This window comes from candidate division KSB1 bacterium, from assembly GCA_034521575.1.
Classification (GTDB): Bacteria; Zhuqueibacterota; Zhuqueibacteria; order Residuimicrobiales; family Krinioviventaceae; genus JAXHMJ01.
Map to the genome: position 1 here is coordinate 2,299,630 of JAXHMJ010000005.1, position 13,059 is coordinate 2,312,688.

At 51.9% G+C, this 13,059-nt stretch carries 14 protein-coding genes; 13 read left to right on the plus strand and 1 reads right to left on the minus strand.

Annotated elements, in window-relative coordinates; genetic code table 11:
• The first annotated feature begins 29 nt into the window (after positions 1–29).
• From folB to lspA, 13 genes are all read left to right on the plus strand, one after another.
• Positions 30–401 (plus strand): dihydroneopterin aldolase, encoded by a 372-nt coding sequence (gene folB / locus U5R06_23270; GenBank protein ID MDZ7725662.1) that lies wholly within the window; start codon positions 30–32, stop codon positions 399–401.
• Entirely contained in the window at positions 398–853 is a 456-nt protein-coding gene (gene folK, locus U5R06_23275) for a 2-amino-4-hydroxy-6-hydroxymethyldihydropteridine diphosphokinase (protein MDZ7725663.1), read from the plus strand. Before folB ends, folK begins: the two co-directional genes overlap by 4 nt.
• 69 nt (positions 854–922) lie before the next feature.
• Positions 923–1,561 carry a deoxynucleoside kinase gene (locus tag U5R06_23280; GenBank protein ID MDZ7725664.1) on the plus strand — a complete coding sequence of 213 codons (639 nt, stop codon included), beginning with the start codon at positions 923–925 and terminating at the stop codon, positions 1,559–1,561.
• 18 nt (positions 1,562–1,579) lie between these two features.
• Complete coding sequence (locus tag U5R06_23285) at positions 1,580–2,227, plus strand: HAD family hydrolase (GenBank protein ID MDZ7725665.1); 648 nt, start codon at positions 1,580–1,582, stop codon at positions 2,225–2,227.
• A gap of 14 nt (positions 2,228–2,241) precedes the next feature.
• Complete coding sequence (locus tag U5R06_23290; GenBank protein MDZ7725666.1) at positions 2,242–2,853, plus strand: L-threonylcarbamoyladenylate synthase; 612 nt, start codon at positions 2,242–2,244, stop codon at positions 2,851–2,853.
• Between the two features lie 181 nt (positions 2,854–3,034).
• Positions 3,035–4,696, plus strand: coding sequence for a phosphoglucomutase (alpha-D-glucose-1,6-bisphosphate-dependent) (gene pgm / locus U5R06_23295; GenBank protein MDZ7725667.1), 1,662 nt, complete (start codon positions 3,035–3,037; stop codon positions 4,694–4,696).
• Positions 4,697–4,781: 85 nt separating this feature from the next.
• Positions 4,782–5,069, plus strand: coding sequence for a YggT family protein (locus tag U5R06_23300; protein MDZ7725668.1), 288 nt, complete (start codon positions 4,782–4,784; stop codon positions 5,067–5,069).
• Positions 5,070–5,088: 19 nt separating this feature from the next.
• On the plus strand, positions 5,089–5,664 hold the full coding sequence (locus U5R06_23305) for a DivIVA domain-containing protein (GenBank protein ID MDZ7725669.1): 576 nt from the start codon (positions 5,089–5,091) through the stop codon (positions 5,662–5,664).
• Positions 5,576–6,484: a purine-nucleoside phosphorylase gene (locus U5R06_23310; GenBank protein MDZ7725670.1), complete on the plus strand. Its 909-nt coding sequence runs from the start codon at positions 5,576–5,578 to the stop codon at positions 6,482–6,484. The genes U5R06_23305 and U5R06_23310 overlap by 89 nt, the downstream gene beginning before the upstream one ends.
• Positions 6,481–7,353: an S-methyl-5'-thioadenosine phosphorylase gene (mtnP, locus tag U5R06_23315; protein ID MDZ7725671.1), complete on the plus strand. Its 873-nt coding sequence runs from the start codon at positions 6,481–6,483 to the stop codon at positions 7,351–7,353. Before U5R06_23310 ends, mtnP begins: the two co-directional genes overlap by 4 nt.
• A 15-nt stretch (positions 7,354–7,368) precedes the next feature.
• Entirely contained in the window at positions 7,369–10,506 is a 3,138-nt protein-coding gene (ileS, locus tag U5R06_23320; GenBank protein MDZ7725672.1) for an isoleucine--tRNA ligase, read from the plus strand.
• A 41-nt stretch (positions 10,507–10,547) separates the two neighbouring features.
• Positions 10,548–10,919 carry a TraR/DksA C4-type zinc finger protein gene (locus U5R06_23325; protein MDZ7725673.1) on the plus strand — a complete coding sequence of 124 codons (372 nt, stop codon included), beginning with the start codon at positions 10,548–10,550 and terminating at the stop codon, positions 10,917–10,919.
• 13 nt (positions 10,920–10,932) lie between these two features.
• Entirely contained in the window at positions 10,933–11,466 is a 534-nt protein-coding gene (lspA, locus tag U5R06_23330) for a signal peptidase II (protein MDZ7725674.1), read from the plus strand.
• Between the two features lie 3 nt (positions 11,467–11,469).
• Here lspA and U5R06_23335 read toward each other — a convergent pair whose 3' ends face one another.
• A complete protein-coding gene (locus U5R06_23335) occupies positions 11,470–13,059 on the minus strand; it encodes a radical SAM protein (protein MDZ7725675.1) in 1,590 nt (529 codons plus the stop codon).

Here is a 13,059-nt window from a genome sequence, read left to right on the forward strand (position 1 = left end):
GCAATACTTTTATCTTACGGCAGGTCTTGATGAAACATGATAAATTATCTGTGATGGGTATGATTTTTCACGCGCATCACGGACTGGAACAGGATGAAATGAAAAACGGTCAGCGATTCGAAGTGGATATAGAGATGCTGACCGATATTGCACAGGCTGCGGCCACCGATAATCTCAAGCACGTGGTGGATGTACGCGAGGTGTACCGCAAAGTGGAGAGCATTGTGGTTCGGGAGCGTTTTTATCTCATCGAAACCCTGAGTGAGCGCATTGCCCGTACGCTTCTGGATGCGTTTGACATCCACCAGGTGACCGTGCGGGTGCGCAAACCGTTTGCCCCATTGGGCGGTCTCGCAAATGGAACTCAGATCGAGATTACACGTAAACGTGAACAGATATGAGCGTGCGCGCCTATATGGGGCTGGGCAGCAATCAGGGCGACCGCTACAAAAATCTGCTCACCGCTTTGAGCTGTGTTCATGCATCGGACCGGGTGTCGCTGCTCCGGGTGTCGCCGATCTATTGTACCGCTCCGGTCGGGATCACTGAGCAACCGGATTTTTACAATGCCGTCGCTGCTCTGGATACTGAGCGGAAGGCGCGCCATCTGCTGCAGTTGTTTTTGCAGATCGAGACCCGTATGGGACGTGTGCGTACGATGCGCTGGGGACCGCGGCTGATCGATCTGGACCTGTTGTTGTATGGTGACAAGATAATCCGCGAGGACGGGCTGTGCGTTCCGCATCCGGAATTGATGCGCCGGCGTTTTGTTCTGCAGCCGTTAAAGGATGTGGGTCCGGATTTGACCGTCCCGGAACCGGAAAAACCGTTGAACACGGGCTGCGCGGGCTAAAGACTGACGAACGTGTCATCCGGGTGCAGGCGTCGCCGTCATTAGAGTTGATTGAACAAAGGAGCCGCTGTGGGTGAACCCCGATATATTTGTATTGAAGGCGTGATCGGAGCCGGAAAAACCAGTTTGGCGCGTAAATTGGGTGAGCAGCTGAACGCCCAGATCATCTATGAACGCCCGGAGGAGAATCCGTTTTTACAGGATTTTTATCAGGATCCGCAACGGTTTGCGTTTCAGACTCAGATGTTTTTTTTGCTCAGCCGCTATCGACAGCAGCTGGAAAGTTTTCAGCAACCCAGTTTGTTTCATGAATATACCGTATCCGATTATTTGTTTGCCAAAGACCGTATCTTTGCGCATTTGAATCTGGAAGACCGGGAACTGCTGCTTTACGATAAAGTCGCCAAACTGCTGGAACGCGAAATACCCAGGCCGGATCTGGTGGTGTATCTGCAGTCTACGCCCGAACGGCTGATGGACAATATCAAAAAACGCGGCCGGACGTATGAAAAAAACATGAGCGAAGATTATATCCGCGCCCTGAACGAGGCTTATAATAAATTCTTTTTTCATTATAACGATACCGCACTTTTGGTGATCAACTGCACATTAATCGATTTTGTCAATAACGACGATGATTTCAAAGAGCTCACCCGCCAGATCATGCGCCCGCATTCAGGACTAGAGTTTTATTCACCCGGTCAATAAAAAAAAGAGTGTTGATTTATGCCGATAAAAGCTTGTTTGTTTGATTTTGACGGCACCCTGGCGGATACGCTGCCGACCATATTCTCTGTTTTCAAGACCCTGCATTTTGAATATGAAGGCGAGGCGCTGCCGCCGGAGACGGTTCTCAGCTGGTTCGGTCCGGCCGAGGATGTTATTATTGCTGAACAATATGCCCATCACCCTGATGTGATGGCGGTTCAGAAACGCTTTTACGATCTTTATCGCGAACAGCATGTCAACGTACCGGTGCCGGAACGTCTGCCCGATGTATTAAAATACATGGCCGGAACCATGCCGGTCGGTATTGTAACCGGCAAGGGCCGAAAAACACTGGATATTTCTCTGAACTTGTTGTTCCCCGATCTTGCGTTTCAGGTCACCATAGCCGGGGATGAAGTGGAGAACGGCAAACCGCACCCGGAAGGATTGATCGCTGCGGCTGAACAGCTGGGTGTGCCGCCGCAGGAGACCATGTATGTGGGAGACAGCAACGGCGACATCCAGGCAGCCCGCGCCGCCGGAATGCGCTGCGCCGGCGTCAGCTGGTTCGACCGCCCCCATATGCGGCCGCTGACCGAACGGCCGGATTATCATTATGCCACGGTACGTGAGTTTGAATTAAATTGGTCATCCTGGAACCCTTAACCCACGAGGACCCTATGGAACGATTTGTCATCAATCCTGTCAATCCGCAAAAACGCTTTGTGCAAAAAGCGCTGGATGTGCTAAATCAAGGCGGATTGCTGATCTATCCGACCGATACGGTATACGGCCTGGGATGTGATCTGCACAATAAAAAAGCCATTCAAAAAATTTATCAGATCAAAGGGGCGCGCAAAAAATCCCGCTTGAGTTTTATCTGTCCGGATCTGAAAAACATCGCAAAGTATGCGCATGTGTCCAATCCGGCCTACAAAATCATGAAACGTCTGACTCCGGGCCCCTATACGTTTATTCTGCAAGCCAGCCGCGAGGTGCCGAAAATCTTGCTGGAAAAACGCAAGACCGTAGGCATTCGGGTGCCGGACAGTCCGGTATGTCATGCGCTGCTAAAAGCCTTTGGGCATCCCATCATCAGCACCAGTGCGCGTATGTATCAGGATGAATACACGATTAACATGGACGAGATCGAAGAACAGTTCGGACATGCGGTGGATTTGATTCTGGAAAGCGAAGAACCGGGACTGCATCCGTCAACCGTCATTGATTTGACTGCTGAAGAACCCGAAATTATTCGCGAGGGCAAAGGCGCCGACCGGGTTTTGGGGTAAAGGCCGGCGCGCGTTTGCGCCTTGTTTTGCGAGTCGGAAAAGGGGTGGAAGAATATTCAAGGAATTGTTATATTGTCGGATATAGATCTGGGTACGCGCGAATACGTGTCCGGTGAAACGGACGCCAATGGTTGTGCGTACGATATTTTTTGATTCGTCTAATAGTTGAACAGGAGGTTGTATGAGTATACATGAACAAGCGGGTCAGCCTGTGCCGCCGGAATTGCGTGTTGATATTCCGGCGCTGATCAGTTCATACTATGGGCAGACTCCGGATGTTTACAGGCCCGGCGAACAGGTGTCGTTCGGGACCTCCGGTCATCGGGGCACTTCGAATACATCATTTAATGAACATCATATCCTGGCCGTCGCCCAGGCTATCTGTGATTACCGCAGACAAAACCGTATCACAGGACCGATTTATCTTGGTAAAGACACGCACGCCCTGTCCGAGCCGGCGTTCCGCAGCGTGCTGGAGGTGCTGACCGGTAACCGCCTGACTGTGAATGTGGATGAAAATCTGGGATTTACACCGACACCTGTGGTGTCGCATGCCATTCTGACCTGGAACCGGCAGCACGATGACAAAGCGGACGGCATTATCATCACACCGTCGCACAATCCGCCGGACAACGGCGGTATCAAATACAATCCGCCCAGCGGCGGCCCGGCGGACACGGGCATCACCGCATGGATTGCGGAGCGCGCCAATGCCATTCTGGACGGCAACATGTCACGCGTGCGGCGCATTCCTTATAGCGCGGCGCTGCGCAGCAGCGATGTGCAGTTTATTGACTATATCTCCGCCTATGTGGATGATCTGGAGACCATTCTGGATTTGGACGCGATTCGCAGCGCCGGTTTGAGTCTTTGCGCCGATGCCCTGGGCGGATCCGGTATCGCCTACTGGCAGCCCATTGCCGAACGCTATCATTTGAATATTGAAGAGCGCAACGGTCATTACGATCCATCGTTTCAGTTTATGACTCTGGATCATGACGGAAAAATCCGCATGGACTGTTCCTCTCCCTATGCCATGGCCGGACTGCTGAGCCTGAAAGATCAATATGATATTGCCTTTGGCAATGACCCCGACTTTGACCGGCACGGCATCGTCACCCGGCAGTCGGGACTGCTGAATCCGAATCACTACTTGTCTGTGGCGGTCTGGTATTTGTTTCAAAACCGTCCGCAGTGGCATAAAGACGTCAAAGTGGGCAAAACCCTGGTGTCCAGTTCCATGATCGACCGGGTGGCCGGGCATCTGGGACGCGAGGTCAAAGAAGTGCCGGTGGGATTCAAATGGTTTGTCGATGATTTGCTGGACGGAACCTGCGGATTCAGCGGCGAAGAAAGCGCCGGCGCCTCATTTCTGCGCAAAGACGGGTCGGTCTGGACCACGGACAAGGACGGATTTATCCTGGCTTTATTATCCGCCGAAATTATGGCGAAAACCGATAAAGATCCGGGAGACATTTATCAGGACCTGACCCGGGAATTCGGAGCGCCAATGTATGCACGCATCGAATCGCCGGCGAATGCGGAACAGAAATCGCGCATGAAACAATTATCACCGGACGCGATTACGGAAAAAGAGCTGGCCGGAGATCCGATCGAAAACATTCTGACCCGGGCGCCGGGCAATGACGCGCCCATCGGCGGATTAAAAGTGGTGACACGCAATGGCTGGTTCGCGGCGCGTCCCTCCGGCACCGAAGATATCAATAAAATTTATATGGAGAGCTTTAAGGGAGAAACGCATTTGCAGCAGTTAAAACAGGACGCTGAACATATCATCGCCAATGCGCTGGCAAAAGCGCCCGGACTTTCCGTTAAATTTTAATTGCATTTTAGGTATGTGACATGTATATTATAAATCTTTTCGTTTACGGTTGTAAAGATGTAAAATAAAGCAAAGGCGATTTATTATGCAAATATTAGCCAATTTTTTCAACGCTTTGGCCGATGTAATGCATCTGGCGTTGACTTTGTATATGTATATAATTATTATCAGAGCTGTGATGTCCTGGATTAATCCGAATCCGTACAATGGGTTTGTGCGATTTATCCATCAGATTACGGATCCGGTTCTGGGTTGGGTGCGCCGTTATGTTCCGCCGATCGGAGGACTGGACCTTTCACCGCTCATTGTCATCTTTGCGCTCATTTTTTTGGATAGATTTCTGGTATCGACTTTGAAATATTTAGCCATGTAAATGCAATAGGTGGTCGGATATGAAGTTAACACCGCTGGAACTACGCAAGCATGATTTCAAACGGGTCATGCGCGGATACGATCAGGAAGAAGTCGATGCGTTTTTGACCATGATCGCCGATGAATTTGAAGTCATGATTCGGGAAAAGAATCAGATGAACGACGAGCTGATCAAATTGCGCACTCAGCTTCGCGATTACAAGCAGGTCGAAACGTCGTTGCGGGATACACTGGTCAAGGCTCAGAGCACAATGGAAGATTCCCGCGAAAACTCGCGGCGTGAGGCTGAAATTATCATGCACGAAGCCGAACTCAAAGCCGAGAACATTATCAAGGATGCGCGCGAAGAATTGTTCTCCATTCGGCATGAGATCAGTCTGTTGAAATCACAGCGAGACGCCATCAACAAACGATTGCGGCATATGCTCGAGTCGCAACTGGACATGCTGGATGTCATGGAGTCAGAGTCCGTCGGCAGCCGCAAACCGCAGCGCCCGGCGCAGCAGAATGCCGAAAGCAGTCAATACCAGTCCCGGCGAGCCCTCCATCCGAGACCCGACAGTGAGACATCCGAACGTGACCGCAATCCCGGCTGAGCCGGTGGCAGAACGCAGAACCGACAGACTGAATCGCGCCTGTGATGATCTAAAATCATATGACAACCGTGCCGATACGGCCCTGATCCTCGGGACCGGTCTGGCCGATATGGCCGGACAAGTATGTGATGCAGAGTCTGTAGCATTCTCTGACATCCCCGGTTTCCCGGTATCAGATGTGGCATTTCATCCCGGACGCCTGGTCTTCGGGCGCTGGATGACGGATATTTGTGTTTTACAGGGCCGCTATCATCTGTACGAAGGACATTCTTTTGCCGATGTGGTGTTTCCTGTTGATGTGCTGGCCGCTCTGGGTGTCAAACAGGTCATAATGACGCATGCCGCGGGCGGGATTCGCCCGCATTTGCATTCGGGTACGCTGGCCTGCTTGACGGATCAGATCAATTTGACCGGCAGCCTGTTTACCGATCTCCAGGGCTATACCGGATTTACGGATATGAGCGCCGCGTTTGATCTGAATTTGAGAGATTGCGCCGAACGAGCTGCGCGGAAGACCGGAGCGATGTTGCATCCTGCGGTTCTGGCCGGTATCACCGGCCCGGCTCTGCCGACCGAGGCGGAGATTCGCATGTACCGGCGAATGGGCGCCGATATCATCGGCATGTCCGTAGTCCCCGAAGTGGCCAGAGCCCGGCAACTCGGTATGCGCGTGCTGGGTCTGACACTGGTCACCGATCAGTCTCTGCCCGGCGCCATGCAGAATGTGACAGCCAAAGATGTGAAACAGGTCGCTGAAATGCAGCGTCCGGTGTTAACCCAATTGATACAGCATATTTTGACAGAGATAAAGGCCCTATGACACAACGAATTGGAATTATCGGCGGCTCAGGACTCTATGAAATAGAAGGACTGCGTACGTTGCGGCAAGAACGCATAGACACGCCGTTCGGAGAACCGTCTGATGTGTACAGTATCGGTGAACTGGAGGGAAAACAGATTGTTTTTCTGCCGCGGCACGGCAAAGGACACCGGCTGCTGCCCACCGAAGTGAACAACCGGGCCAATATTTACGGATTCAAATCCCTGGGCGTGCAGCATATACTATCCGTGTCTGCCGTGGGCTCCCTGCGCAAGGATTACAAACCCACGGATGCGGTCATCATTGACCAACTGTTCGACCGCACCAATCAGGCGCGGGCGCATACGTTTTTCGGTGACGGGATTGTGGCGCATATCCAATTCGCCGATCCCCTGTGCGCCCATCTGCGCCAACTGCTGCTGCAGGCCGGAGCCGGGATCGATGCCAATGTACACGACGGCGGTATTTATATCAATGTGGAGGGCCCGCAGTTTTCCACGCTGGCCGAATCCGAAACCTACCGTCAATGGGGAATGGATGTGATCGGTATGACTCAGGTTAGCGAAGCCAAACTGGCCCGGGAAGCGGAAATCTGTTATGCAACCCTGGCGCTGGTGACTGATTTTGACTGCTGGTACGAAGCCGAAACCGGCGAAACCGTGTCTGTGGAAATGATCATGAATTATATCCAGGCCAATACCCAAACGGCCAAAAAAATTTTACGCCGCGTGATCCCGCAAATCCCCGAACAGCAGGACTGTTCCTGCGCGAAGGCGCTGTCCGGTTCTTTTATGACACCGCGGGAGTTGTGGCCGCAGGAGACCATTGACAAACTGGAACCTATTTTAAAAAAATACGCAAAACGATAAAACGGGTGCGAAACGATGTATAATAAACTGGACAGCAACAAACTGGCCGAGCTGGAAACAGAGATTCTAAAGCAATGGGATAAAGACAACGTGTTCGAACGCAGCGTGGAAGAGCGTCCTGCAGATAACCCGTTCGTTTTCTTTGAAGGGCCTCCGACCGCCAACGGAAAACCCGGTATTCATCACGTGATTTCGCGTGCGGTCAAGGATACGGTGTGCCGCCTGAAAACCATGCAGGGCTACCGCGTCGAGCGCAAGGCCGGATGGGATACGCATGGTCTGCCGGTCGAGATCGAAGTGGAGAAAAATCTCGGACTGGACGGCAAAGACCAGGTCGAAGCGTACGGCGTGGAAACATTCAACAAAGCCTGTCATGAAAGTGTCTGGACCTACAAACAGGAATGGGATGAGTTGACGCGGCGCATGGGGTACTGGGTGGACCTGGACGATCCGTACATTACGTATACCAATGACTATATCGAAACCGTCTGGTGGATTTTGAAAGAGTTTTGGAAAAAAGGACTGATCTACCAGGGCTTTAAAATCCTTCCCTATTGCCCGCATTGTGAGACGCCGCTGTCCGGTCATGAAGTGTCTCAGGGTTATGAAACCGTCAAAGACCCGTCCATTTTTGTCAAGGCCAAGCTGAAAAGCGAACCGGATACGTTTTTTTTGGTCTGGACCACCACCCCGTGGACGCTGATTTCGAATGTGGCTTTGGCTTTGAATCCGGATGTCACCTATGTCAAGGTGGAACACAAGGGTCAGAAACTGATTTTGGCCGAAGAGCGTCTGCTGGCGCTGGACGGCAACTATAAAATATTAAAAGAATACAAGGGCTCCGAGCTCACTGATATTGACTATGAGCCGTTTTTCGATTTTATCGAACCGGAAAAGCGCGCCCACTATACGCTGCTGGCTGATTTTGTTTCTACCTCGGACGGCAGCGGAATTGTGCATATTGCGCCCGCGTTTGGTGAAGACGATTATCAGGTGGGTAAAAAATATGATCTGCCGGTGGTCAATCCGGTGAACAAAAGCGGTCAGTTTATGGAGATGGTGACGCCCTGGGCCGGCAAGTTTGTCAAAGACGCGGACGTGGATATTTTAGTGGACCTGAAACACCGCGGTCTGTTGTACAAATCCGAAAAAATTGAGCACAGTTATCCACATTGCTGGCGTTGTAAATCCCCGCTGTTGTATTACGCGCGCAAGTCGTGGTACATCGAAACCACAGCGATCAAGGAAAAACTGATCCGCAACAACAACAAGATCAACTGGTATCCCGCCGAAGTCGGCAGCGGCCGGTTCGGAGAATGGCTGGACAATGTCATCGACTGGTCTCTGTCACGCGACCGGTTCTGGGGAACCCCCCTGCCGGTGTGGCGCTGCGAATCCTGTGAGCACAGTGACTGTATCGGCGGCATTGAAGAGTTGCGCGAAAAAGGACGGGATGTGCCGGATGATCTGGATCTGCACAAACCCTATGTGGACCAGATCGATTTGACCTGCCCGGAATGCGGCGGCAGTATGAAACGTGTGCCCGAGGTCATTGACTGCTGGTTCGATTCCGGTAGTATGCCGTATGCGCAGTGGCATTACCCGTTTGAAAATGTGGAGAAATTCCAAAGCCAGTTTCCGGCGGATTTCATATCCGAAGGTGTGGATCAGACACGCGGCTGGTTCTATTCGCTGCTGGTGATCGGCGCCTTTCTGTTCGATGAACCCACTTACAAGACCTGTGTAAGCCTGGGACATATCCTGGATAAAGACGGACAGAAAATGTCCAAATCCAAAGGCAATGTGGTCAATCCGTTTGTGGCTATGGACAAGTACGGCGCGGACACCCTGCGCTGGTACCTGCTGACCGTTAGTCCGCCCTGGTTGCCGACCCGTTTTGATCCGGAAGGCATGAATGAAGTCAATCGCAAATTTTTCGGCACTCTGGTCAATACCTATAATTTTTTCATCATGTATGCCGAGATTGATAAATTTCAATATAATAAGAACGAACGCATTCCGGTTGGCGACCGCTCGGAAATCGACCGATGGATTTGTTCGTCACTGCATACGCTGACCCAAAAAGTGACCGAACTCTTGCAGGTCTATGACCTCACCAAAGCCGGACGCGCCATATCGGAATTTGTCATCGACGATCTTTCCAACTGGTACGTGCGCCGGTCGCGGCGACGTTTCTGGAAATCGGAAATGGGCAAAGACAAGCAGGGCGCATTTCAGACCCTGTACGAATGTCTGATCACCATTTCCAGAATCATGGCTCCCATCGCGCCGTTTATTTCAGAAGCCGTTTATAAAAATCTGACTGCAAAGCAGGACGATATGTCGGATAGTGTGCATTTGTGCGAATATCCGCGTTCTGGCAGCGGCTTTGTCGATTATCATGATGACACGCTGGAAGAGCGTATGAATCTGGTGCGCCGCATTGTGGAAGCCGGGCGTTCGGTCCGGAATGACACGGGAATCCGGGTGCGTCAACCCCTGAATGCGATTGTGGTGGTGGCGCCGGATCAGCGTCGGCGTGATCTGTTAAAAGGTATGGAACCTTTGATCACAGACGAGTTAAATGTAAAACAAATCCGGTATGCCGAAACCGAACAGGAATTGCTCAGCAAAAGCGCCAGGCCTAATTTCAAAACCCTGGGTCCCAAATTCGGCAAAAATGTGAACAAAGTCGCCGCATTCATTGAGGAAATGGGGGAAGAGGAGGTCAATGCGGTGATCAATAAAGGCCGGGAACAGGTGAGTCTGGAAGGCCATGAAATTTACATTGAGCCCGAAGATATACAGGTGGAAATCGAAAGCCGTGAGGGACTGGCGGCGCATTCGGATCAGAATTTGACCGTGGCGCTGGAAATAGAATTAACCCCGGAATTGTTGCATGAAGGTCTGGCCCGGGAATTTGTCAATCGTGTGCAGAAAATGCGCAAAGAAGCCGGATTTGATGTGATGGACCGCATCAAAATTTATGCGGACCCGTCAGAGGATATGAAACAGGCGATAGAAAAAATGAACAATTATATATTGCAGGAAACTTTGTGTAATGATATCATCTTTAACCAGATGAAAGGTGATTTAAAAAAGACGTGGAGTATCGATGAACATACCGTCACGATCGGGGTGGAGCAAGTATAATGGAGAAAAGCAATACTACGGGATTATTCCGGGAGGTCGATATGAATAAGGAAAAACTCGCGTTTTACAGGGAATTGATTTTGAAAAAACGCGAAGATTTGATGAAAAGTCTGGATCACTTGAAATCAAGCGGACTGAACAACTCGGTTCGCGATGAATCCGGTGAACATTCAGCTTATGCATTCCATATGGCGGATCAGGGTACGGATACCATGGACCGGGAGCAGCAGTATATGTTTGCATCGCGTGAACAGAACTATCTGTATCATCTGAATCTGGCCCTGGAACGCATCGAAGAAGGCGATTTCGGCGTGTGTGTCTCCTGCGGAGAAGATATCAGCCATGACCGTCTGGAAGCTGTTCCGCACGCCCGCTTGTGTATCAAATGTAAATCACAGGAAGAAAACAGATAAAATATGTGAGCTTATGAAACATACAAGAATACTGTGGGTAACGGCTGCGGTTTTTATCCTCGACCAGGTGACGAAACTATATATTTTAAAAACCATGTCTCTGTATCAAACTTATCCGGTGCTGGGGGATTTTTTCCAAATTACCTATGTTGAAAATACAGGAATGGCGTTCGGCATTCAGCCGGCTCACAGCGGATTGCTGACTGTGGTGGCTGTGATTGTCAGCCTGTTCATTATGTATTATCTGTTTCAGATGAAAAAAGAAAAATTGCCGGCCCGCCTGGCACTGACCGCCATTCTGGGCGGCGCTATCGGCAATTTGTTTGACCGGATCCGGCGCGGTTCGGTGGTGGATTTCCTGGACTCTGATTTTTTCAACATCCATGTCCCGCCATTCAAACTCTGGTTCCTGGAATTCGACGGCTATTCCATGACCCGCTGGCCGGTGTTTAATGTCGCGGATATTGCCATCACCCTGGGGATGGTCTTGCTTTTTATTGTGGTCTTTACAGAAAAGGAAGATGAAGAAACGCCCGCCCAAACCTGAGTATTACATCGATTTTTGATGCGTATCGGACGTGCGATCAGCGTGCTTTCGCAAACGCTCCATGCGTCCCATGGGCACGCGGATGTACTGGTGCCAGTTCGGCGGCACAGCGGATTGCGAATGCGCCTGAACTGATGCGTGCGTTTTGCGGCGCGTGAGGATATAACGTACGAAATTCAATCCCGCGGTCAGAGAACGCCAGCCCTCGCGCGGTGACAGCAGCGCCTGCTTTAATTTGTAGAGCAGATAAGCCGGACCGAAATGAAATTTCCGGAACGCCTGCTCGCAAAATGCTTCCAGCTCCGGCGCGGACAGTCCCGGCAGATTGATCACGCACTGATGCCCCCCCTTGTCGTCCAGCCATTTTTCAAAGTCTTCGTGCGCCAGAAACCCCTGCTGCTTGTAATAGGTATAGGCGCCGGTTCCCGGATACGGCATCACCGGGTAAAACTGGGCGCTGTCCGGCTTGACGGCTTTGGCCAGCTGCAGGGTTTTGTTCATGGTCTCCCGGGTTTCGCCGGGGAATCCTACCATAAAGCAGCCGTGCACCAGCAGACCCAGCTTGTGCGCATTCTCGACAAATCGTTTCTGTTGGTCCGTGTTCTGGCCTTTGCGCATATTGCGAAGAATGATATTGTCGCCGGATTCGAATCCAACCGCGGTGTTGCGCAGTCCCGCATCTTTTAGCGCCTTGAGGGTGTTATAGTTCACCGTGGTACGCAGATTGGCAAAAAACGGCAGGGTGACGCCCCGGTCCCGGACCACCTCGGCAAAACGGCGCGCGAATTTGGGGTCGGCGGCAAAATTGTCGTCTTCAAAGGTGATCTCGCGGATCTCCGGCATGTGGGTCTGTACCCACAGCATTTCATCCACAATATGTTCCGGACTGCGGTGCCGGTAGCGGTGCCCGTGCATGACCTGCGGATACACGCAGTAAAAGCACATGGACGTGCAGCCGCGCCCGCCGATCAGCATCAGCATGGGATGATGCGACAGGTTGAAATAATAATCGTGCGGATTCAGAAAGCGTTTGTAAATGGGAGCGATCCACGGCAGTCGGTTTAGGTCGCGGATGAGCGGACGTTCAACTGTCATCACAGGAACGCCGTGGTTGCGGTACGCCAGTCCCTGCACAGAGGATAACGTCGGATTTTTTTCAGAGAGAACGTTCGCGAGTTCCGTGATGGTCATGTCATATTCCCCGGCCGCAACGTAATCCACTGCCGGTTCGCGCTCCAGGGTCTCTTTGCACAGCGCGGTCACGTGCGTGCCGGCCATGAGAATGCGCGTCTGCGGCTGCAGCTGTTTCAGCTGCGCCGCGGTCCCGCAGTCGGCCTTCCAGCTGGCGGTCACGGATTCGAGGACGATCAGATCAGGCGCAAACGCCGTCACCCGCTGCGTCCACTGCGCTTCGCTCATCCCGGACGCCGGCACATCGATCAGGTCAATCTCGTGCCCCTGCTGTTGCGCATAGGCGGCGGCGTGCGCCAACCAGTAGGGGTAATACATGGTGCCGGATTTGATGACGCCCGGACTGCGCTGGGCGCGGCTGAACCGGCCCATGAACGGCGGATTGATAAACTGTATCTTCAT